The sequence below is a fragment of the Aquabacterium sp. genome, assembly GCF_029946005.1.
Lineage (GTDB): Bacteria > Pseudomonadota > Gammaproteobacteria > Burkholderiales > Burkholderiaceae_C > Aquabacterium.
The window spans coordinates 143,148-169,292 of the sequence record NZ_JAQSDR010000030.1; the positions used below are offsets into that span (position 1 = coordinate 143,148).

The 26,145-nt window shown below is 63.5% G+C and carries 16 protein-coding genes; 3 read left to right on the forward strand and 13 right to left on the reverse strand.

The genetic code is table 11. From position 1 onward, the window contains the following. The first annotated feature begins 78 nt into the window (after positions 1-78). A complete protein-coding gene (locus PSV38_RS14865) occupies positions 79-1,335 on the forward strand; it encodes an HD domain-containing phosphohydrolase (RefSeq protein WP_300548711.1) in 1,257 nt (418 codons plus the stop codon). Between the two features lie 41 nt (positions 1,336-1,376). On the opposite strand, the gene cysC is transcribed toward PSV38_RS14865, so the two are convergent. The 4 genes from cysC to PSV38_RS14885 form a co-directional block, all read right to left on the reverse strand. After that, positions 1,377-1,997, reverse strand: a complete 621-nt coding sequence (gene cysC, locus PSV38_RS14870; RefSeq protein ID WP_300548713.1) for an adenylyl-sulfate kinase — start codon at positions 1,995-1,997, stop codon at positions 1,377-1,379. A gap of 40 nt (positions 1,998-2,037) precedes the next feature. Then, on the reverse strand, positions 2,038-2,862 hold the full coding sequence (locus PSV38_RS14875; RefSeq protein ID WP_300548715.1) for an alpha/beta hydrolase: 825 nt from the start codon (positions 2,860-2,862) through the stop codon (positions 2,038-2,040). 1 nt (position 2,863) lies between these two features. Beyond that, positions 2,864-6,220, reverse strand: coding sequence for a tetratricopeptide repeat protein (locus tag PSV38_RS14880; protein WP_300548716.1), 3,357 nt, complete (start codon positions 6,218-6,220; stop codon positions 2,864-2,866). 104 nt (positions 6,221-6,324) lie between these two features. After that, positions 6,325-9,360 (reverse strand): autotransporter domain-containing protein, encoded by a 3,036-nt coding sequence (locus PSV38_RS14885; protein WP_300548719.1) that lies wholly within the window; start codon positions 9,358-9,360, stop codon positions 6,325-6,327. Between the two features lie 408 nt (positions 9,361-9,768). On the opposite strand from PSV38_RS14885, the gene uvrA reads away from it, so the two are divergent. Then, a complete protein-coding gene (gene uvrA, locus PSV38_RS14890; RefSeq protein WP_300548722.1) occupies positions 9,769-15,681 on the forward strand; it encodes an excinuclease ABC subunit UvrA in 5,913 nt (1,970 codons plus the stop codon). A gap of 38 nt (positions 15,682-15,719) precedes the next feature. Continuing rightward, positions 15,720-16,787 carry a GGDEF domain-containing protein gene (locus PSV38_RS14895; protein ID WP_300548725.1) on the forward strand — a complete coding sequence of 356 codons (1,068 nt, stop codon included), beginning with the start codon at positions 15,720-15,722 and terminating at the stop codon, positions 16,785-16,787. A 16-nt stretch (positions 16,788-16,803) separates the two neighbouring features. Here PSV38_RS14895 and PSV38_RS14900 read toward each other — a convergent pair whose 3' ends face one another. From PSV38_RS14900 to msrP, 9 genes are all read right to left on the reverse strand, one after another. After that, on the reverse strand, positions 16,804-18,345 hold the full coding sequence (locus PSV38_RS14900) for a cryptochrome/photolyase family protein (protein WP_300548727.1): 1,542 nt from the start codon (positions 18,343-18,345) through the stop codon (positions 16,804-16,806). Then, on the reverse strand, positions 18,338-18,505 hold the full coding sequence (locus tag PSV38_RS14905; RefSeq protein ID WP_300548729.1) for a DUF2256 domain-containing protein: 168 nt from the start codon (positions 18,503-18,505) through the stop codon (positions 18,338-18,340). Before PSV38_RS14905 ends, PSV38_RS14900 begins: the two co-directional genes overlap by 8 nt. A 29-nt stretch (positions 18,506-18,534) precedes the next feature. Then, positions 18,535-19,146, reverse strand: a complete 612-nt coding sequence (locus PSV38_RS14910) for an N-methyl-D-aspartate receptor NMDAR2C subunit (RefSeq protein ID WP_300548731.1) — start codon at positions 19,144-19,146, stop codon at positions 18,535-18,537. A 227-nt stretch (positions 19,147-19,373) separates the two neighbouring features. After that, positions 19,374-19,814, reverse strand: a complete 441-nt coding sequence (locus PSV38_RS14915; RefSeq protein WP_300548733.1) for a hypothetical protein — start codon at positions 19,812-19,814, stop codon at positions 19,374-19,376. Between the two features lie 5 nt (positions 19,815-19,819). After that, positions 19,820-20,500 carry a hypothetical protein gene (locus PSV38_RS14920; protein ID WP_300548734.1) on the reverse strand — a complete coding sequence of 227 codons (681 nt, stop codon included), beginning with the start codon at positions 20,498-20,500 and terminating at the stop codon, positions 19,820-19,822. A gap of 2 nt (positions 20,501-20,502) precedes the next feature. After that, the gene (gene tssI / locus PSV38_RS14925; RefSeq protein ID WP_300548736.1) at positions 20,503-23,385 is read right to left on the reverse strand and encodes a type VI secretion system tip protein TssI/VgrG; all 2,883 of its coding nucleotides are present in this window, start codon (positions 23,383-23,385) and stop codon (positions 20,503-20,505) included. 88 nt (positions 23,386-23,473) lie between these two features. Beyond that, positions 23,474-24,472 carry an AEC family transporter gene (locus PSV38_RS14930; protein ID WP_300548738.1) on the reverse strand — a complete coding sequence of 333 codons (999 nt, stop codon included), beginning with the start codon at positions 24,470-24,472 and terminating at the stop codon, positions 23,474-23,476. Beyond that, positions 24,469-25,101, reverse strand: coding sequence for a protein-methionine-sulfoxide reductase heme-binding subunit MsrQ (locus PSV38_RS14935; protein ID WP_300548740.1), 633 nt, complete (start codon positions 25,099-25,101; stop codon positions 24,469-24,471). The genes PSV38_RS14930 and PSV38_RS14935 overlap by 4 nt, the downstream gene beginning before the upstream one ends. Continuing rightward, complete coding sequence (gene msrP / locus PSV38_RS14940; RefSeq protein WP_300548779.1) at positions 25,101-26,081, reverse strand: protein-methionine-sulfoxide reductase catalytic subunit MsrP; 981 nt, start codon at positions 26,079-26,081, stop codon at positions 25,101-25,103. The genes PSV38_RS14935 and msrP overlap by 1 nt, the downstream gene beginning before the upstream one ends. Between the last annotated feature and the right edge of the window lie 64 nt (positions 26,082-26,145).

The following is a 26,145-nucleotide window of genomic DNA, read 5'->3' on the forward strand; positions in this document are numbered from 1 at the left end:
ATTTCGTAACGATTAAGGGCTCAACCTCGCGGCGGCACTGCCGAACTAATGACGAAGACCATCGTCAGGAGATCCGCCATGAACACCCCCGCCCGCGTTGCCAGCTTTTCGACCGCCAATCCCCACGCCCTGGCCACCATCCTGGAAGCCAGCGAGACCAAAAACATCATCGCCTCGCACGACATCTTCGACATGACGGGGATCAAGCTGTGGGCGCGCAACCAGCCGGTGTCGCAAGAGCTGCAGCGCAAATTGCTGGACCGCCAGTTGCGCCAGCCGCTTGAAAGCTGCCTGATGGTGGAAGACGGCGTGACGCCGCACTCGCTGGTGCAGTCGATCAAGAGCCTGATGCTGCACGACACGCCGCTGACCACCCTGCTGCTGCGGCACTCTGAAAAGCTGGTGCGTGAAGCCGCCCACATTCCACTGCACTCGGTGGCGCAATTGCTGTTGACGGCGGCGCAGGAATCGCGCCCGGCGACTTACGAGCATGCCGTGCAGGCGATGGCGCTGAATGGCGCCCTGATGATCGAGCACGGCGGCAGCGTCCACGACCTGCGCCTGGCCATGCTGTGCGGCCTGCTGCACGACCTGGGCGAGATGTACATCGCCCCGCAGTTCAACGAGGCCGACGCCGACCGCACGCTGGACTTCCAGAGCTACCTGCAACTGGTGGTGCACCCGCACATCGGCTACCTGCTGATCACGCAGTTGACCAACTATCCGCCCATCGTGGCCCGCGCCGTGGCCGAGCACCACGAACACTTGGATGGCTCGGGCTATCCGCACGCCTTGCAACGCGGCCAGATCTCGCCGCAAGGCATGCTGCTGGCCGTGACCGAGCACGCGCTGAACGTGTTGCGCGGCCAACAGCCGCACCTGGCCCGCGCCAGCGTGGCGTTGCGCGTGGTGCCCGGCGAGTTCGATTTGCAGTGGGTGGGCCTGATCTCCAAGGCGGCGCAAACCCAGCAGGCCCTGCCCAGCCAACTCAGCGACGAGCAGATCCGCCTGAATCTGGCCAAGCTGGACCAGGCCATGCTGACCGCGCAAGACCATGCCAGCGCCTTGCTGACCATCGCCGAATCACCCGCCTTGAAGGATGCCCTGGGTTTGGCCCAGCACCTGATGAGCCGCCTGCGCCTGGGCTGGAACGCCAGCGGTTTGTGGAGCAAGGAAGCCGTGGACCACCAGGACGCGGGCGAACTGGAAGCGATCGAAAACGAGTTGCAGTTCCGCCTGCGCTCGATTCAGCGCGCCATCATGCTGCGCGCTGGCAATCTGCCCGACAGCGACATGCACCGCCTGCGGCTGCTGTGCGAGAACCTGATCGACTGAGCGAGTAGCGCTGCCGGGTTGATCCTACAGCGCAGAACCAATCAATCCGATGCACGCTGGCCCGACAGCGGCAGACGCTTGACCACATAAGCCAGCAATTGCTCGGCACTCACTTGCACACCATGCGCGCCCGTGTCGAGCACCAGCTCGGCATTCAGCGGCGCTTCATAGGGCGCATCAATCCCGGTGAATTCGGGCAGATCGCCCCGGCGTGCCTTGCGGTACAGCCCCTTGGGGTCGCGACCCTCGCAAACTGCCAGGCTGGCGGCCACATGCACTTCATGAAAATGGCGGCTGCCAACCGCCAGGCGCGCCCGGTCCCGGTCTGCACGGTAAGGTGAAATGAACGCCGTGATGCAAATGAGCCCAGCGTCGGCGAACAAGGCGGCCACCTCGCCCACCCTGCGGATATTTTCTGCGCGGTCCTGCGGAGAAAAACCCAGGTTGGCATTCAGGCCCTCGCGCACATTGTCACCGTCCAGGGCGTAGCACGCGTAGCCAAGCCTGGCCAGATCGGCCTCCAGCCCCATGGCCAAAGTGGATTTGCCAGCCGCCGACAGCCCGGTGAGCCAGATCACGGCACCGTCATGCCCGTGGCGTTGGCGCCGCGCGTTTCGATCCAATTGATGGGCAACCGTGGTGATGTCTGGGTTCTTTTGCATGGATAAGCCGTGTTGCATTGATCAGTGACAGGGGTGGGCATCACCATGCCCGCATCCACAAGGCGGGCCACTGCGCCACCCAGCAGCACTGGTGATCGAATGGCTCAATGACCTGAACGCCTGGGCTCAAGGGCCGACTGAAGCGCCTTGCAAAACCCTCGGCCAGCCATGGCGGCACATTGGTGTCTTGCCCCCCCACCAGGTGCAACTGGGGCAGATCCTGAAGCCGCGAGACGTCATCCACCGGGCTGAGCGACCCCGTCAGGGGCTGGAGGCGATGGTAGGCCGTCCAGGCCGAAGGATCAAGGTTGCCGGCCACGGTGACCAGGCGCACGACGTCCGAACGGCGGGCCGCCACCAAGGCCGCCATCGTCCCGCCGCCCGAGTAACCCACCAAGGTCAGGTCGCGGGCGGCAAAACGCTGCTTGAGTTGATCCACCGCCTGGTTGGTGGCGGCCACCACCGCTGGGGCAAATCGCTGCTCGGTCCAGTAAGCCTGCGGACAAGCGCTTTGCTCGGCATCGACATACTGGCAGGGACGGGCCAGGTAGGCCGCATTGCCCGAAGGGTGCGCCAGCGCCAGTTGAAGACCAATCGGCTCGCGCGGGGTTGGGTCGGCGGACGGTTGGCTCGGAGACATCCACGCCAAGCCATCGCCTTCAATGTAGATGGCCAGGGGGACGCCCGCCTGGATGCGCCGAGGGAGGTAGGCCACCAGCACCATCTGCTCGGTGTCGAGGCGGACAGCCTGCCAGGCCCGGGCCTGGGCAAGCTGGTCGGCCTGTGCCTGCCGCTGGGCGGGGCTGACCACCATCGAGCAAGCCACCAGACCGCTACAGGCCAAGGCCACCAGAAGGCGGATCATCTCAGCGCGGCGCCACGTCGCCCAGCGCTGTCAACAAGGGGCCCAGGAACTCCTCGTAGTGGCGCCAGCGCTGCACCGAGCTGGTGTAGATCGGCTGGCGGACCTGGGTCACACTGGCCGTTCGCACCGACCGCTTGGTCTCGTGGAATGACAGGCAGGCGTCATCCCAAGGCAAGCCGACGAAATCGATGAGGCGCCGGGCCTGTCGCGCCATGTCGGCCACGATGTCTTCGTACTGCACCTCCATGAAGCTGCCAGCAGGCATCACCGCGCGCCAGTGGTCCATCAAGCGCGCGTAGTTCACATAGTGGCGGCCCAGTTCAGTCAGGTCATAGGTGAACTCCTGGTGCCGGTTGAACAAGCGGGTGAAACACGACACGCAGGTGTCCACCGGGTTTCGCTTGACATGGATGATCCGCGCATGAGGCATCAGCAGGGGGATCAAGCCCAGCGCGATGTAGTTGCCGGGCATTTTGTCGGTGATGCGGCGGGCCTCGGGGGCCCGGCGGCGCAGGCCCGCCACGTAGTCCTCGCCCCAGGCCGTCAACAGGGCCGGGGTGGCATCGCGCAGGCCCTCCGGAAAGGCGGCGGCCCCTTCGCGGACGGGCCGTTGCAACACGGCCATGAGGTCATGCAACTCACCGGCGCCATGGGCCTGCGGATGGCTGGCGATGATCTGTTCGGTCAAGGTGGTGCCAGACCGCGGCATGCCCAACACGAACACCGGCAGGTCTGAGCTTGAGCCATGGCCGCTCATGCGCCGAATGTAGTCGGCATCGACGGTTTGCATGACGCGCTCGATGAGGCGCTCCGCCTGGTCAGGATCGTGGTTGAACTTGCTCCGCTTGAGGCGTGCCCCTTCGAGGAAGTGCGGGAACGCCCGCGCCCACTCACATTGATCGTCGTAAGCCTTGCCCAGCGCATAGTGAAGCGAGGTGAGCTGGGTCGAGCTGAGCGCCGCGCCTGCTTCGAGCCTGGCCTCCAGGTGGGCCACGTTGTCGTCACCGGGCTTGACCTTGTTGAGCTGGATGAGGTGAAAGCGTGCCCCCAGGTCCTGGTCATCGATGGCAATGGCCTGCTTCAAAAGGCGTTCGGCCTCGTCCATGCGCCCTCGTTCCAACTGGAGGTTGCCCAGGCCCGTGATGGCGCTGACATGCTCGGGATCCACCGACAAGGCCTGCAGGAAGGCCTTCTCTGAAGCCTGCGTCTCGCCCATTTCCTGACAGACCGTGCCCAAGTGAACCCAGGCATCCGCTTTGTCTGGCCTGAGCTTGACCGCTTTTTCCAGCACGCGGCGGGCCTCGGCCAGTTGGTCCTTTTCGTGCCAGACCAGGGCCAAGCCGATCATGGCTTCAACATAGTCCGGCTTCAAGCGCAAAGACCGCACGAGCAGGTGCAGGGCTTCATCAAACCGCTCCTGCTTGATCCGCAGAAGGCCTGAATTGCACAGCGCCTCCGGGTAGTCGGGGCGCTGCTTCAGGGCACGTTCCAGCGGCTCGGCGGCCGATTCAAAATCGTCCCCCTCCAGCAAGACCGCGCCCAGGTTGGAAAGCGACTCCAGGTAAGCGGGTTGAACCGCCAGCGCTTTGCGGTACCAGTCCACCGCCTGCCGGTGGTCTTTCAAGGCCCGCGCGATGCTGCCCAGGTTGTTCAGCGCGGGCAGCAAGTGCGGGTCGAGTTGCAAGGCCCGCTCCTGGCATTGACGGGCCCGAACCTGCTGGTCGGCATCGTGGTAGGCGATGCCGAGGTTGGCCCACGCCGATGCCATGGTCGGTGCCAGCGCAATGGCCTGCTCGCCATGGCGAATGGCTTCGTCCAGGCGCCCCTGCTGTCGGCACATCTCAGCCAGGTTGCTGCGAAACAAGGCATCCTCGGGCTTGGCGTTCACCGCCTTGGCGATCAGCTCGATGCCCGGACCAGGCTGCCCCGCCTGGTACAGCACGACGCCCAGCAGGTGCAGGGCCATCACATGGCCGGGCTGTTGCTGCAGCACTTGCCGCAGCAAAGACTCGGCTTGCGGCAGCCGCCCCGCACTTTGGTGCAAACAGGCGGCCTGAAGGGCCTGTTCGACCGTCAGACCGACAGGTTCTTTGGGCGGGGGGGAGGACTTGGGCATGGTCGTGGGCAATGGGGCCTGACGCGCTTGCATCGGCCGAGGAGTTGGCAAAGCCTGCAACGCCGCCTTGACCTGTTCAAGCACACCGCCCCAAGCACCAAACGATGCCTGGCGGAAGATGCGCAGCTTGGGATACCAGGGACTGTCCGTGCGGCCCGTCAGCCAGCGCCACTCGTTGTCAAACCGATCCAGCATCCAGACCGGCACCCCCAGCCCACCGGCCAGGTGCACCATGGCCGAATCGATCGAAATGACCAGGTCGAGCTGGCTGACCAACGCCGCCGTGTCGGCAAAATCGGCCTCGTCCGTCCAATCGAACCAATCAACCGAGGATGAAACGGCGGGCAGGCCCTCACCGGGCAACCACTTCTGCAAGCTGAACCATGCCACTCGCTCATCGGCCAGCAGTGGCGCCAACTGCTCGAAGCGCAGGCTGCGTCGGGCATCGCTTTGGTGCTCCTTGCGGCCGGCCCATGCCACACCGATGCGCAAACGGCCGGGAGCGGCCTGTTCGACCCGTTCCCGCCAATGCGAGGCGACCACGGGCGGGACACGCAGGTAAGGCGCATTGGCCGGGATCGTCGCCAAGCTGGTGCCAAACGCTCGGGGCAAGGACATCATGTTGCAACAGACATCCCAGGCGCGCCAGGCCTCGGCACGAACGGGCATGCGTGTGAACGTGACCACGTCATCGCCAAAGCTCCACTCCATCAGGCGCTGGGTGGCCTCGGCGCAGGCGAACCCGACCTTGGCAAAACGTTTGGCCAGCAGTGGCAAATACCGGGTGAACTGAAACGTGTCACCAAAGCCTTGCTCGGTGATGACCAGCAGGCGCTGGCCTTGGGTGTCCGCCTCGCCGCTCCAAACGGGCAGCGGGTGCACTGGGCGGCTGATCACCCCGGCATGGGCCTCGGCGGCCCCCATCCATCGGGCCTCGTAGTTCTCCCACCCTGCTTCGAACTGGCCCAGCTTGAGCTGGGCCATGCCCAGATTGAGGCGGGCCATGGCCATGTCCGGGGCCACCGCCACCGCTTGGCTGAAGTCCTTCAAAGCTTCTTCCATCAAGCCCATGTCCTGATGCAGAAAGCCCCGGCTGTTGAGCGCCCCAGCGAAATCAGGGCGCAAAGCCAATGCCGCGTTGTACAAGGCCAATGCCTCGTCAAACCGGTTGCTTCGGTACAAGGCAATGCCTTCGTTGTGAAGCTCGTCAGGCGTCTTGCGAGAAAAATTGGGTTTCATCATCGACGGAGTGGCCTGAGGCGATTGATGCAAAAGCGATGGTCTATTCTGAAACAAAAAAAGCCACAGGTTGCCCTGTGGCTTTTCGTCGTCAGAACCGGCTCAGGTCAGAATGCCCAGCGTACCTTGGCCGACACCGTCTGGTTCAGGTAGCCCGATGAGCGCCCTTCCATGTCGTAACGCGCCGAGTACTCCACGCCCTGTTGGGTTTCCTTGACCAAGCCAATGCCTGCGCGGTAGAACACCGGCGACACCTTCAGGCCATCGGTCACAAAAGCTGGCCCGCCGCCCGTGAAGGTGGTGGTGGTTTTGGCCTGCTTGTTGATGGTGTCGTAACCCAGGCCGCCATTGGCGATGAGCTTCACACCTTGCTCGAACTGGTGTGAGAGCTTGAGGTCGGCCGTCACCAGGAACTCCCGGTAGGTCTGGTCTTCCACCTGCAGGTTCAAGGGACCGGCGCCGGTTTCCGTGTAGCCATCCGTGCGCATGATGGTGTAGTCCAGGCGCACCGATGGCGTGACACTGGTTTTGGGGGCCAGGCTCATGACCCGGCCAATGCCCACGCTGCCATGCAGCGCCAAGCTGTCAAAGTCGGCCTGCGCTTGCGTTCCCATGAACGAGATCTGGCGAATGCTGCGGGCTTTGTTCTGACCAATGTCCACCTGGTAGTTGATGTCGGTCTGGGGGTCGATGTTGTAGCTGGCGTAACCCACCAGCTCGTAGGTGTCGACATCCACGGCGCTGGGCGCGGTGCTGCTCTTGCTGTCGATGCTGCTCTTGGCATAGGTGAACGCCGCGCCTGCCCGGATTCGGTCGTTGACCGGTGCGTCCACCCCAAAAACCAACCCACCGGTGCTGGAGTCAAAGCCGCTCACATTGTTGTGGTCGTCTTGCTCGGACCAGTTGCCCAAGGCCCGCACCCACACATAGCGGTCAGGGCCAGCATTACCGGCCGACAAACCCTGGTTGGATTCAATGCGGGACTGGATCACCTTGTTCATGCTGTGCAGTGCGGTGATGCCAGCTTGGGCAGCCGCGCCCACGATGGTTGGCAGCGTTTGCGAGACCGCCGCAGCGGCTTCGGCATTGCTCATGTTGTTGAGGCGATCGAACACCGTCTGCATGGCATCGGACGGGCCCTCGTTCAGCAAATTCTGCAAGACTTGGGCCGCGCCGCTCGCCGCGGGCAGCTGGGCCTGCGCCACTGCCGTGGTCAAGCCGCCCGTGTCGGCCGAGATGATCAGGTCCAGGGCATGGCCCACATTGCTGACCGTTGCCGCCGTGAAGTTGTACAAAGCACTGTTGTCCGTCACCGTCATGGTGCTGGCATCGCCAGTGAACGCGCCTGTGGTGGTGATGATGCCCGCCACGGTGGAACCCGCCACGAGCACGGGGGCACCAATCACATTGACATTGACCTTGGTGTTGTCTGCCAGCGAGGCATTGCCCGAGACCTGCAAGGAGCCGTAGCTGGAAGCGTCGCTGAGGGACAAGCGGAACGTGCCCCCCGCCGCTTGCTCATAGTCTCCGGTCAATGTGCGTGTGCCGCTGCCGACATTGAGGATGCCTGCGTTGGAGGCGCCACCACTGACAGTCACGTTGTGCTCCATGTTGAACACGCCCCCGCTGTGGATCGTGAACGTGCCGACGTCAAACGTGCCTTCGCTGGTGAAGGTGCCATTGACGTTCACGGCACCGGTGCCTGTGGTGTCGCCATCGACCCTGGAGGATGGCCCATTGAGGTCCAGGGTGTTGATGCCCATGTCGGCATCCCCCTGCAGTGTGCCGGTGTTGGTCAGAGTGAACGCATCACTGCTGTTGGCCAGCCAGACGGACTTGTTTTCGCCGTAGATCAAGCCTGCGTTGTTGACGCCGCCGGTGATCGTGCTGCTGGTGACATACAGGCCTGCCTCGGCACCGGAAATGGTGCCCCCGCTCAGGTTGCTCAATGGCGCGCCCACGGTGCTGTCGCTGATGTAAATGCCAGCGGATCTGCCCTCGATCAGGCCACTGTTGGTGATACCGCCAGAGACCGTGCTGCTGTCAAGGTGAATGCCATCTCCCTGCCCATTGCCCAAACCCTGGATGGTGCCCGTGTTGACGATGGCCCCGGACATGTTCGATGACTCGAGGGCGATCCCGAAACCGGTATCGTCACCAAAGCCCATGATCAAGCCGCTGTTGGTGATCCCGCCGACCAAGGTTGAATCCGACAGGCGCAAGCCATAGCCTGAACTGCTGTCCATCGCCGTGGCACTGATCGTGCCCGAATTGTTGATGGACCCCGTGACCGTCGAGCCTTCCAGGTTGATGCCGTAGCCCCATTCGGACGTGGTCACCAGCTCAATGAGCCCGCTGTTGGTGATGCCCCCCGAAATCTCGGAGCTCTGCACATCAATGCCTGCGTAATCGTAGGTGTCAACGATCGTGGAGATGGTCCCCGTGTTGATGATGCCCCCCGTGACCGTGGAGGAGTCGATCAAGATGGCGCTGCCATCGGTCGTCGAGTTGATGTGCCCACTGTTGGAAATGCCTCCAGCCAGGCTGGATGAATCCAAGTAGATGCCGTAGTCATCCGCCGTGATGGTGCCGCTGTTGACGATGCCGCCAGACACGGTCGAATCTTCAATGTACAGCGCCTCGTCAGGGGCTTCGATCAAGCCACTGTTGGTGATCCCCCCCGTGATGGTCGATTGACTTTGAATCAGGATGCCAATCGACAGCCCCTGAATCGTGCCCGTGTTGGTGATGCTGGCCAGCACGCTGCCGCCGTAGACATTGATGGCGGTGTCTGCTGTGCCATTTAAAAAGCCCGCATTCTGAATGCTGCCCGCTTGCGCCCCGTTTGAGACTGCAATGGCATAGGAGTCTTCAATGGTGCCCGTGCCCGTGATCACGATGCTGTCACTCAAGGACAGACTGCATTCCGAGGTCGTGGCGGTGCTGATGGTGATCACACCACTGACGGCCGCAGGGCAAGCAGCCAGCGCCTGGCCTGAGCCCAAGGCCACCAACATCGCAGCCACCGCATTGGCCACGCCGCGCGTGGTGCTGGAAGGTTTGCCACGGCTGCTGACGGCCTCATGGGTCACCACAAAGGCCTGCCTGCGCTCTGACCACACGACACGGTGGAAGTTGTTCATTTGGTTTTCCCCAGAAATAGGTTTAGGAGTGAGTCATCGACACCAGCGGCACAAACTGAAACCCAATTTGCTCAAATCATCGCCGTCCTGATTCGGCCAGCGCGCGAGCACCACTTGGCAGGCCGCTTGACCACGCGGGCCGTCTCATGCACGCACCGGGCACCTCGGCATCATTTCTCAGGTGGAGAAACGAGAACGCTCAATGAAGTGCGGATTCAATGAGCTTTTCAGACAAAGCGGGTGAGATGGTGGCAGTTTTCGGACCGCGTGACCACCTACCCTGCGCCGGGCAGGGTCAACGGTGATCGCCGCCCCGCCAAGTAACCCGTTCGGCCCCAGGTCATCCACCAGTCCCTAGAATGCTTGCGCCACTGCCTCGGCAGCCCTCCCTAGCGCAAGGTTCTATCCATGTCGTCTTTGATCCGCATCCGCGGTGCCCGCCAGCACAACCTCAAGAACCTTGACCTGGACATCCGAACGGGTGAGCTGACGGTTGTCACGGGCCCCAGCGGGTCGGGCAAATCGTCACTCGTGTTCGACACCCTCTACGCCGAAGGCCAGCGCCGGTATGTGGAAACCTTCAGCGCCTACGCCCGCCAGTTCCTGGACCGCATGGACCGCCCTGCCGTGGACCGCGTGGACGGCGTGCCGCCGGCGATTGCCATCGACCAGAGCAACCCGGTGCGCACCTCGCGCTCCACCGTGGGCACGATGACGGAGCTGAACGACCACCTGAAGCTGTTATTCGCCCGCGCCGCCCAATTGTTCGACCAGGACACGGGCCAACTCGTGTCCGAGGATTCACCGCAGTCGGTGTTTACAACCTTGCTGGCACGTTGCGCTTTGACGCCCGGGGGCCGACGCGTCGTCATCACCTTCGCGGCCGAATTGCCCGCCAACACCAGCACCGAGCAGATGCAGGAGTGGCTGTCATCCAGCGGCTTCACGCGCATCCAGGCGCAGCGGGTGGTGAAGACCGACGCCCAAGCAACGGCGCCCACCGACGCCAAGCCCAACAAAAAAAACAAGCCCGCGAAGGCCGCCGCTTTGGAGGCCCAATCTGGCGAGCGCCTGGTGCTGGACGTGGTCGCCGACCGCTTCCGCTTGGGCGCCGATGCCACGGGGGCCGACCTGGACCTGCCCCGCGTCATGGAGGCGCTGGAAGTGGCCTTCAAGCGCGGTGGCGGGCATGTCACTGTCTACGCCCTGCCTGACGATGAAAGCGCCCAGCCCGAACTTTGGCGCTTTTCCAGCGGCCTGCATTGCCCCGACAGCAACCGCCGCTACAGCACGCCCACGCCAGGCACCTTCTCGTTCAACTCGGCCGCAGGCGCCTGCGCCACTTGCCGTGGCTTTGGCCGCGTCATTGGCGTGGACTGGGGCTTGGTCATCCCCGACAAGCACAAGACCCTGCGCTCGGGCGCCATCAAGGTCATCCAAACCCCGGCCTGGCAAGAGAACCAGGACGACCTGCTGAAGTACGCTGGCGAGCTGGGCATCCCGCGCGACACGCCCTGGTCCCAACTCAGCCACGAGCACCAGCAATGGGTGATCAATGGCGACCCGGCCTGGTCCGGCAAGTGGACCAAGCAGTGGTACGGCATGAAGCGCTTCTTCGAGTACCTGGAGAGCAAGGCCTACAAGATGCACATCCGCGTGCTCTTGTCCAAGTACCGCAGCTACACCACCTGCCCGGCTTGCAATGGCGCACGTCTGCAGCTGGAATCGATGTTGTGGCGCCTGGGCAGTGTGGAAGACGCCAATGCCGTGATGCCCCCTGCCAAGCGCTTTTCACCCTTTGGGGCCGCCTTGCCACGCTCCACGCTGGAAGCCCTGCCCGGCTTGAATCTGCAAGACGTGATGCTGCTGCCCATCCAGCAATTGCAACGCTTCTTCTCGTTCGTGACCCTGCCCACGCGCGGCCATGGCGAGGCCTTGCAACTGCTGCTCGATGAAGTGCGCAACCGCTTGAAGTACCTGGTCGACGTCGGCCTGGGTTACCTCACGCTGGACCGGCAAAGCCGCACCCTGTCGGGTGGCGAAGTGCAGCGCATCAACCTCACCACCGCGCTGGGCACCTCGCTGGTCAACACCCTGTTCGTGCTGGACGAACCCAGCATCGGCCTGCACCCGCGCGACATGAACCGCATCAACGAGGCCATGCAGCGCCTGGTCGATGCGGGCAACACGCTGGTGGTCGTCGAACACGACCCGGCCGTCATGCTGGCCGCCGACCGCGTCATTGACATGGGCCCGGGCCCCGGCCACCAAGGCGGCCAGATCGTCTTCGATGGCACGCCCGATGAGTTGAAGGATGCCGACACCCTGACCGGTGCCTACCTGGGCAACCGCAAGGGCATCCAGCTTGGCCTGCGCCGCACCGTGCAAGCCAGCACGCCCAAGCTGATCCTGCAAGGCGCGCGCGAACACAACCTGAAGAACCTGACGGTCGAGTTTCCCTTGCGTTGCATGGTCGGCGTGACCGGTGTGTCGGGCTCGGGCAAATCGACGTTGATCCAGGACATCCTGCACCCCGCCTTGCTGCGCCATTTTGGCCAGGCCACCGAAAGCCCCGGCGAGCACGACGAGCTGCTGGGCGCCGACTGGCTCAGCGCCGTCAGCTTTGTTGACCAATCGCCCATCGGCAAAACGGCGCGCTCCAACCCCGCCAGCTACGTGGGCGCCTTCGACGCTGTGCGCACCATCTTCGCCGTGACCGAACTGGCGCGCGAACGCAAGTACACCGCGGGCACCTTCAGCTTCAACGCGGGCACGGGCCGTTGCGCCACCTGTGGCGGCTCGGGCTTCGAGCACGTCGAGATGCAGTTCCTCAGCGACGTCTACCTGCGCTGCCCGGATTGCGATGGCACGCGCTTTCGCGCCGAGGTGCGCGAGGTCACCATCGAACGCCTGAACAAGAAGCTCAGCATCTCCGACGTGCTGGAGCTGACGGTGGCCGAGGCCGCGCGCCTGTTCGCGCAAGACGTGGACGTGGTGCGCACCCTGCAACCCTTGGTGGATGTGGGCCTGGACTACGTCAAGCTGGGCCAGCCCGTGCCGACCTTGTCGGGCGGTGAAGCGCAACGTTTGAAGCTGGCTGGCCATTTGGTGGATGCCGCCAAGCACGCCTCCAGCAGTGGCCAGCGCATGGCGCGTAAAGGCACGCTGTTCATGTTCGACGAGCCCACCACCGGCCTGCACTTCGACGACATCGCCAAGCTGATGCGCGCCTTCAACAAGCTGCTGGACGCAGGCAACTCCATCATCCTGATCGAGCACAACCTGGACGTGATCCGGGCTTGCGACTGGTTGATCGAGCTGGGGCAAGAAGGCGGCGAGGCGGGTGGGCAACTCGTGGTCACCGGCACGCCGGATGAGGTGAAGCAACACGCCTCATCTCACACGGCGCTGGCCTTGCGCGAGTACGAAGACGCGATGGGCATGAGCGGCGCAGCCTTGATCGCGGCCGAGCGCCTGGCGGGTTACCACGTCGATCTGCCCGCCGATGCAATGCAGGATGGCGCCTCGCTGCAATCAATCATCAAGGCACGCCGCGACCAGCGCCGTGAGGCCCGCCGCGAGCGCGCGCTTCATGCCCCTGGCGCCACCAGCATCGAGGTCGTCAATGCGCACGAGAACAACCTCAAGGGCTTGAGCGTGCACATCCCGCGCGGCCAGTTCAACGTGGTCACTGGCGTGTCGGGGTCGGGCAAGTCCACACTGGCGTTTGACATCCTGTTCAACGAAGGCCAGCGCCGCTACCTCGAATCGCTGAACGCTTATGCGCGATCGCTGGTGCAGCCTGCCGGTCGGCCCGAAGTCGATGCCGTGTATGGCATTCCGCCCACCGTGGCCATCGAGCAGCGCCTGTCGCGCGGCGGCCGCAAGAGCACCGTCGGCACCACCACTGAGGTGCACCACTTCCTGCGCCTGCTGTACGTGAAGCTGGGCGTTCAGCACTGCACCAATCCAAATTGCGTGGACCACGCTGGCCACGCCATCCCGGTGCTGCCGCAAACGCCCGAGGCCATCGCCGCGCAATGGCTGCGCGACTACAAAGGCCAGCACATCGGCCTGCTGGCACCGCTGGTCGTCAACCGCAAAGGCATCTACACCGAGCTGGCCAAGTGGGCCGCCGCGCGTGGTTTCACCCACCTGCGCGTCGATGGCGAGTTCGTCGCCACCGCAGGCTGGGGCCGCACCGAAGCCTCCAAGCTCGACCGCTACCGAGAGCACACCATCGAGTTGCCCGTGGGCGACATCGTCGTGTCCTCAAGCAACGAAGCGCAGCTGCGCGAGCTGCTGGCCAAGGCGCTGGAACACGGCAAGGGCGTGGTCAATGTGCTGACCCCGCTTGATGGCCTGTCCGAAGCCCTGACCGGCGGCCACGCCACCTTGCACATTGGTCGCGTCAAAACCTTCTCAACGGAACGCGCCTGCCCATCGTGCGGTACCAGCTACCCCGAACTCGACCCGCGCCTGTTCTCGTACAACAGCAAGCACGGGTGGTGCCCTGATTGCGTGGGCACCGGCCTGGAACTGACCCGCGAACAACGCACGGTGCTCGACGACTCGCCGCAGGACGAGAACAAAGGCCGCGAACAGACCTTCGCCGAGCCCGACATCGAAGACGTGGAAGACGCCGCCTGCAGCACCTGCCATGGCGCCCGCCTGAACCCCACCGCACGGGCTGTGCAACTTCGTGGCCAATCCATCGCCGAGCTGTCGGCCCTGTCCGTCAAAGATGCGCGTGGCTGGGGCGAACAACTCAAGCTCAACGGCCGCGAAGCCACCATTGCCCGCGACATCGTCAGCGAGATCAAATCGCGCCTGAGCTTCATGGAGCAAGTGGGCCTGGGCTACCTGAGCCTGGACCGCGCCGCGCCCACCTTGTCCGGTGGCGAAGCCCAGCGCATCCGCCTGGCCGCGCAACTGGGCTCCAACCTACAAGGCGTTTGCTACGTGCTGGACGAGCCCACCATCGGCCTGCACCCTCGCGACAACCAGTTGCTGCTCGACGCCCTGCACACCCTCGGCCAGGAAGGCAACACCCTCGTCGTGGTCGAGCATGACGAGGACACCATCCGCCGCGCCGACCACATCATCGACATCGGCCCCGGCGCGGGCCAGCGTGGCGGCACCGTCGTGGCCCAAGGCACGGTCCAGCAACTCATGGACACGCCCGACTCGGTCACCGGCCGCTGCCTGCGCGAACCCATGCAGCACCCGCTGGGCACACGCCGCGATGTCGACAAGGACACGCCGCAGCTCACCGTCAAGCGCGCGCGCCTGCACAACCTGCAAGACCTGACCGCCTCGGTACCACTCACGCGCCTGGTCGCGATCACTGGCGTCAGCGGCTCGGGCAAATCCACCTTCGCGCGCGACGTGCTGCTGGCCAATGTGCAGGCGGCCGTGGCCATCAACCCGCGTGACCGCGCGACCACGGCGCCGCTGTGGCACGGCTGCGCGGGCGTGGACGGCTGGGGCGCGGTCGACCGCGTTCTCGAGGTGGACCAGACCCCCATCGGCAAGACCCCACGCTCCTGCCCCGCCACCTACATCGGCTTCTGGGACACCATCCGCAAGCTCTTCGCCGACACGCTGGAAGCCCGCGCCCGCGGCTGGCCCGCCGCCCGCTTCAGCTTCAACACGGGCGACGGCCGCTGCCCCGAGTGCGAAGGCCAGGGTGTGCGCACCATCGAGATGGCCTTCCTGCCCGATGTGAAGGTTCACTGCGACGCCTGCAACGGCATGCGCTTCAACGCCGAAACGCTCACCGCCACCTGGCGCGGCAAGCACATCGGCGACATCCTGAAAATGGAAGTCGACGAGGCGGTGGAGTTCTTTGGCACCATGCCGTCCATCTCGCACCCCCTCAAGCTCTTGCAGGACGTCGGCCTGGGTTACCTCACCTTGGGGCAACCATCACCAACGCTGTCAGGCGGCGAAGCGCAACGCCTCAAGCTGGTCACCGAATTGACCAAAGTGCGCGACGACATCACGCGCCGCGGCCAGAAAGCACCACACACCTTGTACGTGCTGGACGAACCCACCGTGGGCCTGCACCTGGCCGACGTGGCCAAGCTGATCCACGTGCTGCACCGCCTGGTGGAGGGCGGCCACAGCGTCATCGTGATCGAACACGACCTGGACGTGATCGCCGAAGCCGACTGGGTGCTGGACCTGGGGCCGGAAGGCGGCACGGGCGGTGGGCGCGTGGTGGCCGAAGGCCCGCCAGAAGCCCTGGTGAAGGCGCGCACCCACACCGGTGTGGCCCTGAAAGGCGTGTTGACGCGGCGCAGCAGCAAAGCGGCCTGATTAAAGTTTGGGCCGGAAGGGGTCGATATCCGAGGACGATGTCGATCCCTTCTGTCAGCCCCCCAGTCAAGAACGGCCCGCGAGAAACATCGCGCTCGTTCTGGAAATTGATGTACCAGGTGAGCGTGGTCGCCGCGGCCACCCACCTGCTATTCGCCGGCCTGTTCTACTGGCTGGGAGCGACCACCATGGCGTGGGTCAACCTGGGCAGCGTGACCTTGTTCACGTTCAGCTATGGGTGCCTGAAAACCCGTCGCAACCTGCTGGCCTCGATCCTGATCGTGTCCGAGATCCTGGTCCATGCCGCCTTGGCCGTGCGCTCCATTGGCTGGGACAGCGGCTTCCACTACTACCTGCTGGTGATGGTGCCGGTTGTGGTGATCAGCACCATGAAGCACCGCTCCTACAAATACCTGCTGTCGTGCCTGGTGTTTGTGCTGTACATGGTCCTGGACCACACCATGCGCAACACCGCGCCTTTCCATGTGCTGAGTTCGGAAACCCTGTCATGGCTGCGGGGCTTCAACACCGCGGTGACGTTTTCTCTGCTTTTCTACCTGTCCAGCCTGTACCTACAACTGGTCAACAAGGCAGAAAAGCAACTGCGCATCCTGGCCACCACCGACCCGCTCACGCAATTGCTCAACCGCCGCAGCTTCCTGGAATTGGCCGATTACGAGTTGACCCAACGCAAGCGCCACCTGGCCCCGCTGGCCTTCGTGCTGGCCGACATCGACCACTTCAAGTCCATCAACGACCAGCATGGCCACGCCGTGGGCGACGCCGTGCTCAAAGCCGTCAGCCAGGTGCTGAGCCAGGCCGTGCGCGAGCAAGACAGCGTGGCCCGCTGGGGCGGCGAAGAATTCCTGATCCTGATGCCCAACGCCACGCTGGAGGCGGCCAGCATGGTGGCCGAGCGGCTGCGCGAGAAGGTGTCCGCCGTTGAAGTCAGCATGGGCGCGCAGACCATCAAGGTCAGCATGACCTTTGGGGTGAGCAGCCATCGGTTGGAAGAGCCGGTGGACGGGCCGGTGAACCGGGCGGACAGTGCGCTGTACCAGGGCAAGGCTCGGGGGCGCAATCAGGTGGTGGCCGAGGTGGTTTGAACCCAGGTGCCTCGCATCAAAACTGGGCACGGCGGTGTTCGTCGGCCTGGGCGGAGATGGCCTCACGCGCCGGTCCGTCCAGGCGTGCCAGGTTTTTGAGCTGCATGGCCATGCGTTGATTGCCCTTCAGCAACGCTTCATGACGGATCAAAAAATCCCAATAGAGGGTGGTGTAAGGGCAGGCTTGCGCGCCGGTGGACTGCGCCGGGTCGTACTGGCAGCCCTTGCAATGGTTGCTCATGCGCTGGATGTACTTGCCGCTGGCCACATAGGGCTTGCTGGCCATCAGCCCGCCATCGCCAAACTGGCTCATGCCGAGTGTGTTGGGCAGCTCCACCCACTCCACCGCATCCACGTACACGCTGAGGTACCAGGCGTGGACGGCCTGCGGCTTCACGCCCAACAACAAGGCATACAAGCCCGTCACCATCAGACGCTGGATGTGGTGGGCATAGCCGCGCTCCAGGGTCTGGTCAATCGCGTCTTTGAGGCAGGCCATGTCGGTGTCACCCGTCCAGTACCAGGCTGGTAGCTCGGCTGGTGCATCCAGCGCATTGCGCTCCAGGTAGCCGGGCATCTGCGTCCAGTAAATGCCGCGCACATACTCGCGCCAGCCCAGAATCTGCCGGATGAAACCTTCCACCGCGGCCAAGGGTGCATGGCCTGCGCGGTAGGCGTCCTCGGCAGCTTGCACCACCTCGCGCGGGTTCAACAGTTTGAGGTTGAGGGCACAGCTCAGGTGCGAGTGGTAAAGCCAGGCCTCGCCCGACCACATGGCATCCTCGTACTGGCCAAACAGCGGCAGGCGCTGCGCCACGAACATCTGCAGGGCCTGCAGCGCTTGAGGCCGCGTGACCGGCCAGCCAAAACTGGCCAAGCTGCCGGGATGGCTGGCAAAGCGTGCATTGACCAGCGCGATGACCTCTTGGGTGATGGCATCGGGGGCAAAGCGGGTGGGTGGCGGCACATTTTGCGGCCCCGCTTTGCCAAAGGATTCGCGGTTGTCCGCGTCAAAATTCCACTGCCCACCGACCGGGTCTTTGCCCTCCATCAGGATGCCGTGCTTGTGCCGCAACTCTCGGTACCAGTACTCCAGCCGCAGTTGCTTGCGGCCTTTGGCGTGCGCCGCGAATTCGCGCACCGTGCTGAAGAAATGCGTGTCATCCCGCAGGTCCAGGGGCAGGTGATGCTGCTCTGCCACGGCACGCAGGTTTTGCAACACGCGCCAGTCGCCAGGCGCAGTCAGGATCAGTGCGGCCGGCTGCAGTTGGGTGATGGCCTTGCTGAGTTCCTGCTGCAGCGTGCCCGTGTTGTCAGCATCGTCCAGCCGCGTGTAGCGCAGTGGCAGGCACTGCGCGTGCAACTCTTGCGCAAAGTGGCGCATGGCACTGAGGAACACCGCGATGCGCTGCTTGGCCGACCACACGTGGGTGGATTCTTCCGCCACCTCGGCCATCCACACCACGTCTTGCGCGGGATCGAACCCCTGAAGGGCAGAAGATTGCGCATCGAGCTGATCGCCCAGCACGATGACGAGGTGGCGCACTTTGCTAGCCATGGGATTTGGCGCCTGATTTTTTGGCGCGGCAGGCATCAGAGCAATACAGCACCGACGCCCAGTTCTTGGCCCAGGCCTTGCGCCAGGTCATGGTGCGTCCGCACACGGCGCACAGCTTGCTGGGCAGGGATTGCTTGTTGCCTTTGAAGTCATTCTTCATCGGTGGGGAGTGTGAAGAAAAAGGCGCAATCAGGGGATACTCAACTGTGCCAGCTCTCGGGCCAGATTGGCCCTGGCCGCAGATTCCCACTTCTCTCGCAGGGCGGGTGTGAAGTACAGCACCGACCGTTCAAGGAATGACCTCAACACCTTGGCGCGGCCCAGGCGATAGGCTTCTGTTGGTACCCAAGCGTACTCCTGGGCAACCTGCTCGGCGTAGCGTTGGTAGGCGGCTTCGGGTGCGGCCAGGATGCCCAGGTCAAAATCCAGGAACACAGCGGTGTCTGGATCGCCATCGGTCCAGGTGTGCCCTTGCGTTGCCCGCACCTTGCCAGCCACGGAGGCGGTCAATGCAGCGGAACATCCCCAACCTGGCAAGGTCTGCTCGGCCAGCACCGCGCTTTGCTCTTCGTTGTCATGGCGGGAGCTGTCGTAGATGGCATCGTGGAACCAGATCGCCAACGTCACGGCCACAGGGTCTTTGATCAAGTGCTTGTGCGCATCCAAGAGATTCAGCAGGGCCTGGACATGGTTCATGCCGTGGTAGGCGCGACTGGCCTCCGTGTACAGGGGCGCCAACAGCGAACGGGCTTGATGTGACCAGACCACTTCTGGTGTGCTGGAATGAGGTAGCTGCTTCATCTGGAGAACCTTCATACACGCTGCCATTGACTGCAATGGGGACGCGCTTCTCGGCATGTACTTTCAAATCATCGTTATCCCCGGCGTACGCCGCATGGCAAACAATAAGCAGCAGTGCAAAACCACACAGACTGCCCAGGCTTCGCCGATGGCGAGTGAAGCAAGCTGTCTGAGATAGTTTCTTGCCCCAGAAATTTGCAAACGGGTTTACTCAATAAATTTCACGACTACCTGCTGTATTCGTCAAGCAACGATCTAATTTCTTCTTTGGTCATCACGCTCGATTTGAGAATGGCCTGAAGATCATCTTTGGAAAGAGGGTACTCGCTCAGAAGCTTACGCAATTCAGCCTTACCTGCGGGATAAGCCGTCACGGGCGAAATCGCCGTGGGATCTGCTATGTCTCGAGGCTCAAGCTTGACCCCTTCAACATTGACATACATGCGATAGCGCACGAACCCCTCTGGAAAGGCTTGCTCGTAATAAAGTGTTGTGCCTTTGGGCAGTAGATACGTTTGGCCCGGAGCCGATGAGCCTTCAAGCAACAAAGGAAATTCAAGAACAAGTGCTTTGACCATGCGACGACCTTCCAAGAAATATGCAGTTGAGCTAGCAGTGATGCCGGCCACAAGGACTACCAAACCAGTGATGCGAATAGCTTTCTTCATCGTCCTCATCCACCATGTTGGTCCACGCGAATTGCCTTTACAGGAGAGCCCGATGCGAGTAGAGACTGCAAGTTGACTGGCAGGAACAATCGGTTTGCACCGCCCTTGGCTGCCAAAGCAAATCGTTCAGAGTTGGAAAGCACAGCTTCAGGCTTGATGAATTTCTCAGCATTTCTATCAATCGCAGGTAGAGCCGCCCGTGCACCATCAACGCTGAGGGTCGTGCAATTTGGTCCCAGTGCATGGTAGTCATTGACAAGTTTGCAAACTTTCAAATTTGCTCTATTTTTATGCGGCAATGGCTTGCCTGCAAGGATCAGCTGGTCAAAGAAAGCAATTGATGCTTTAGCCTGATGCTCGAACAAAGAGTAGACAAAACCAATTGTTTTTCTGCCCAACCTGTTCTCGGCACCGATGTAAGCATTGAAATCGCTCCAAACTCGAAGGATGCCATCACCAGCCTCGCCAAAAAGGCCTCTGGTTTCTCCGTATCGGCCAAAGTCGTATGTCACATCGACTCCACCTACTTTGATGCGCAACGCGGTGTGTCCATAACGATGCTCTTCCCCTGCCAATGTGTAAGGTCCACCGATCAAAATGTGCATTTCTGCAGTTGGTTTAAGTCGACTGTCCACAACCTGCTGGTTTGATGGCACCGTTCTGGTTTGGAATAATTTTTCACCCATTGTCATGCTTTATTGATATTCGGAGGAGTAGCGCCCCACCGGACAACGACTGACTCCTGGGACATCGCTCCGACTCTCAACGTGCGTCCCAACTCATCGGTCACGCCATAAAAGACATCGCCTGATTGCGTAGTGAGCTGATAAGGTAGTCCTTCAATGGCCTCACCTGTTATTTCGTTTATCGCGCGAATTTGTTGATCAAACAATTTCACTCGGGAGTCGGGCATCACTGGCAGATTCGCTGCCTTGCTCCCCCCACCACTCCACTCATGCCCCGCCCCCTTCACCGTGAACTTCCCCGGCATGGTGAACGTGATGTCCCCGCCCTTGATCACGATCTGGCTTTGCCCCGCCATCAAGGTGATGCTGTCCTTGGCCTGGATGCGGATCTCGTCCGTGGTGCTCTGCACCGTGATGTCCTGATCAGCCCAGACCTGCTGGCTGTCCGTGTGCGCCCTCAAGCTCAAGGGCCCATTGGCCGCGATGCCTTTGATGCCGCCGCTGTGCGTGTACAGGCTGCTGGTCTGCCCGCTCACGCTGCTCACGGTATGGGCGCTGGTGAGGTGCAGATCGCCTTGCAATGACAAGCTGGTGTCTTGCCCGCTGAACACGCTGATGCTGGCGGGCGTCACCAGGCTGGCCGTCACTGGCGTGTCCAGGTGAATGATGGGCGTGTTGAAGCGCTCCACCGCGTCACCCAAGGCGCGGCCATTGGCCTTTTGTGCCGCATGGCCGCCCACCGCCTGGGTGTACTTGCCTTTGGCCTGCGGGTCCATGGTGTCGGCATGGCTTTGCACGGCTTGGCCGGCATCGTGGCTGCTCAAGCCCTGGGCGCCTTGCTGGCGGGCGCTCTGGCTCAGGGTGTCGCCCAATTGCCGCGCGGCCTTCAACTGGCCCACGGCCTCGGCGGCGTCCATCTGTGTGCTGTTCACGCTGGCGCCGCGTTGCGCCCGGGCGGTGGTGCTCAACAAGAGGCCACCGCCCGCCCGCACCACGGCCCAGCCGTCGGTGTGGCCGTAGAAGCCTTCGCCCAGCCATGGGCCTCGCCGGGCATGGCCTGCGCCGCCCTGGCCACTTTGCTGGATGATGCGCCCCAGGGTCAGTTCACTCCAGCCCGTGGCCGCTCCATGCGAAGCCAGGCGCATGCGCAACTGGCCCGTGGCGTCGTCCACCAGCCATTGGTTGGCGCCTTGCTGATCCAGGTGTTGGTGGTGCCAGCCTGAGACCGTGCCCGGGTGGTTGCTGCCCGCGTCAACCCCTGCAGGCCAGGGCAGGTCTTGCTGGCCGTTGTGCAATTGGCCCACCACGATGGGGCGGTCGATGTCGCCATCGATGAAATCAACCAGCACCTCGGTGCCCGCACGCGGTGTGAACACCGAACCCCAGTTGGCCCCGGCCATGTGCTTGGCCACGCGCACCCAGGTGCCGCTGCCATCGTGGCCAGGGGCATGGCCGGTTTCGGCGCCGGATACGGTGGCCGGTCCGGCCAGGCCACCGGTCAGTGGGGCTGGGCCGCGTTGCCAGCCAAATTGAACGCGGATGCGCCCGTCGCGGTCGGTGGTCAAGGGCTCGTTCGGCGCGGCCACGACCCGGGCGGTTTGCCCGCCAGGCGCGGTGGGCAGGTGGTGGGGCTGGGGCACCAGGCGTGCCGCCGCAGGCGCCGCCTTGAAGTGGTTGCGGTAGCTGCCTTGCTCCAGCTCGTTGGACTTCAGGATCTGTGCGGCCTCGGCGCCCAGGTTGTTGGCCGCTTCGTGCACGATGCTCAAAGCGCTGAAGTGGTTGTTGGCAGCACCCACGCCACCGTACAAGCTGTGTTCGGTGATCTGGAAGGTGGCGGCCACTTGCAACGCCCGCACCGCGCTTTGTCCCTGGGTGGCGTGGTGGCTCAACTCGTGGGCGGCCAGCAGGGCCGTGGCGCGGGCATCGGCCACCGTGCTGCTGGCAGGCTGCGGGGTGGCCACCGCGCCATCGGCGTAGCGGCGTTCGCCGTGGCCCCGGTAGGCCTCCAGGGCGGGCACAGCCGCAGGCCTGCCCGAGGCCGCCGCCTGCGCCGACACACCGGCCAGTTGGCGCTCGTCCCAAGCGGCCAAGGTCACCTCGTTGGTGCCCACGCGCTCGCCCGCGCTCCAGGCGGTGATGGTGTCCTGCACCAGGCCCTTGCCCAAGATGCCCAGCAAGCCATCCGAGCGGATGTCGGGGCGGCTGAAGCGCAAGGCGCCCAAGTCGGGCCGCTGGGCCTGCTGGTCAAAAACCACCAGGGTGTGCTGATCGGCAGCGTGCTCAATGCGCCAGCTCCAGCCTTCGTCGGCCATGAGCCGTTGGGCAAAGGCCCAGTCCGTCTCGCGGTACTGGGTGGTGAGGGCGCGCACGGGGCCGGGCGCGGCTACTTCAAAACGCACTTTGGCAAAGGAGTAGGCCTTGAACACCGCGTCGGTGATGTCCTGCGCCGTCTTGTCCTGAAAGATTCGGGTGTCGCGCCGCAGGCTCAGCCAATGCGTCCAGGCGGCGAGGGTGAGCCGGTAGCGGGCCAGGCCGCCATCGGCCCCCAACTGCGCCGCCCGCACCGCGTGCGTGTGCCAGGTGCGCCAGGTGCCATCGGCCTGCTGCAGGCGCACAGTCACGGCCTCACCCGTCAGGGCTTTGAGCTCCAGGTAGGCCGAGGTGCTCAGGCAATCGACTTCAGCCCACAGGGGCTCTTCGGCATGCACCGCCTCGGCGATCCGCAGGCGCTCGACCACCAAGGTGTTGGCGGGCAACGCGGTGTCGATTTGGACCAGTCGCGTTTGCTGGCCAATGGACAAGGCCGCCCGCAGCCGAGAGACGAGCTCGCCGCCCAATGCTGACAGCGACGTCAAAGCTCCGCCGCTGATCGGAGGCAGGATCATGGTTTCCCCTGGATTTTTTAATGGAATGACAACAGCCCGCCATCATCCAATGAAACGCACGCCCGAGCTGACCCGCTCTTGGGGGGAATTAGAAATGAATTGTTTCAAACTGCCAGTGCAAGACACTGGCCCAAAGCGTCAGGCTCAGCAGCGCGCAGGCGGTGGTCCACAAGATGATCCGGGCGACCAGGCTGGTTTTCGCGCCCTCGCGCTCGGCCAGCATCGACACATTGCTGGCCGAAGGCAGGGCCGCTGCCAGGATGAGGGTCAGCCAGCCCGAGGGTGACAAGGCCACACCCGCCTGCACCAGCGCCCAACCCGCCAAGCACACCAACAGGGGGTGGACCACCAACTTGAGCAGCAAAGGCACCCCGATCGACACCGAAGCGCCCTGGGCGCGGGCGGGCTGCATCTGCGCGCGCGCCAGGATCGCGCCCAGGGTGAACAGGGCCGTGGGCGTGCCCGCCAGCCCCAGCAAGCGAACGGTCTCATCCACGGCATGTGGCAAGGTCCACCCCAGCCAGGACACCAACATGCCCAGGGCCATGGACCACAAGAGCGGGTTGCGCAACGCCCCCTTCAGCGAGGCCTGCGCCGCGTGCCAGGCCTCGGCCGGGTCGTCGCCGAGCGCATCCCGCGTGGCATGCGAATGGGCCCAGGCCAGGCACAGTGAACTCAGCAGCAACACATCGATCAGCAGGGTGGCCGCGATGGGCCCGGCCGCTTGCGGGCCCAACAGGCCGGTCAGCAAAGGCAGCCCCAGAAAGCCCGTGTTGGGAAAGGCCGTGGCCAAGGCCACCAAGCCGCCGTCGCGCCGGATCAAACCCTGGCGAGTGCCCCACACCAAGGCGAGCACCGTGACCACGGCCCCGGCCAAGCCGTAAGCCAGCAGCAAGCCCAACAGACCGCTCTGGTGCAAAGCGCCACTGGCGCCCAAACGGAACAGCATGGCCGACAGGCCAAAAAACAGCACAAAGCTGTTCATGGCGGGGATGCCTTCCAGCGGCAACCAGCACCCCCGCGCCGCGCCCCAGCCCATCAGGACCAGGGCAAAAAAGGGGACGAACAGCAGCAACAGATCGATCATCGAACCCGCAGCATCCCCATCACGCCGCCTTGGCGCACCACGCGCCAGCCCAGCAGCACCGCCAGGATGGCGGCATACACCCACACCTCATTGAGATCGTTCTTGGCCGACTTCTTCCAGTAAAAGTGCAGCAGCCCCAGCAGGGCCACCGCGTAGATCAGCTTGTGCAGCGCCTGCCAGCGTTTGGCGCCCAGGGCCTTGATCGCGCGGTTGAACGAGGTCAGCGCCAGGGGTGTCATCAGGATCAGGGCCACCATGCCCACCAGGATGAAGTTGCGCTTGAGCACATCGCGCCAGATCTCATCCACCACGAAGCCCTTGTCCAGCCAGGCGTAGCTCAGGAAGTGCAGCAGGGCGTAGATGAAAGTGGTGACCCCCAGCGCACGTCGGTAGCGCAGCAAGCCCGCCAGCGAGGTCAGCTCGCGTAAAGGCGTGATGGCCAAGGTGATCCACAACCAGCGCAGCGTCCATTCACCGGTTTCGCGGATGAGCTTTTCAGCGGGGTTGGCGCCCAGGTTGTCGGTCACTGCAGCCACCAGCAAAGCCGTGGCAGGCACGGCACAAACCAGCCACACCAGCGGCTTGACCCAAGGCTTCAGCAGCCATTGGTTGATCTGCAAACGGTTCATCAGTAGTTCTTCTTCAAATCCATGCCCGCGTACAACTGGCCCACCTGCGCTTCATAGCCGTTGAACATCAAGGTGGGTTTGCGCGGGGTGAACAAGCCGCCATCGCCAATGCGGCGCTCGCTGGACTGGCTCCAGCGCGGGTGGTCGACCTTGGGGTTCACGTTGGAATAAAAGCCGTACTCCGACGCGGCAGATTTTTCCCAGGATGACTTGGGTTGCTTTTCCACCAGGCGGATCTTGACGATGGACTTGGCGCTCTTGAAGCCGTATTTCCAAGGCACCACCAGGCGCAAAGGCGCGCCGTTCTGGTTGGGCAAGACTTCGCCATACAGGCCAAAGGCCATCAAGGTCAGGGGGTGCATGGCTTCGTCGATGCGCAAGCCTTCGACATAAGGCCAATCCAGCACGCTAGAGCGCACGCCGGGCATCTGCTTGGGGTCGGCCAGCGAGACAAACTCGACGTACTTCGCGCGGCTGTTGGGCTCAGCGCGTTTGATGATGCTGGAGAGCGAATAACCCACCCAGGGGATCACCATGGACCAACCTTCGACGCAGCGCAGGCGGTAGATGCGCTCTTCCATGGGCGCCAGTTTCAGCAGATCTTCCAGCCCGAGCTTTTGCGGCTTGCCCACCTCGCCCTCAATGCTGATGGCCCAGGGCCTGGGCTTCAGCGTGTGGGCGGCCTGCGCGGGGTCGGACTTGTCGGTGCCGAACTCGTAGAAATTGTTGTAGCTGCTCACGTCCTCGTAAGGGGTGAGTTTGTCGGCCACCTGGGCGCCCGACACCGTGCTGCGGGCCCCAGCCAAGGCCGCCAACTTGCCTGGTCGTTTGACCACGCTGGCGCTTTGGGCCAAGGCCTCCTGGCCAGTCCAGGCGCTCAAGGTGACGCCTGCGGCACCCGCCGCCATCTGGCGGAGCACATCACGGCGCTGCTGGTAGACCTGCTGCGGTGTTATTTCGCTGGGCGTGGCATGCGCCATCCCGCTGTCAGGATGACTGCTTGAGCGGCTGGTTCGAATGAAAGACATGGGAGGCTCCGGTTCA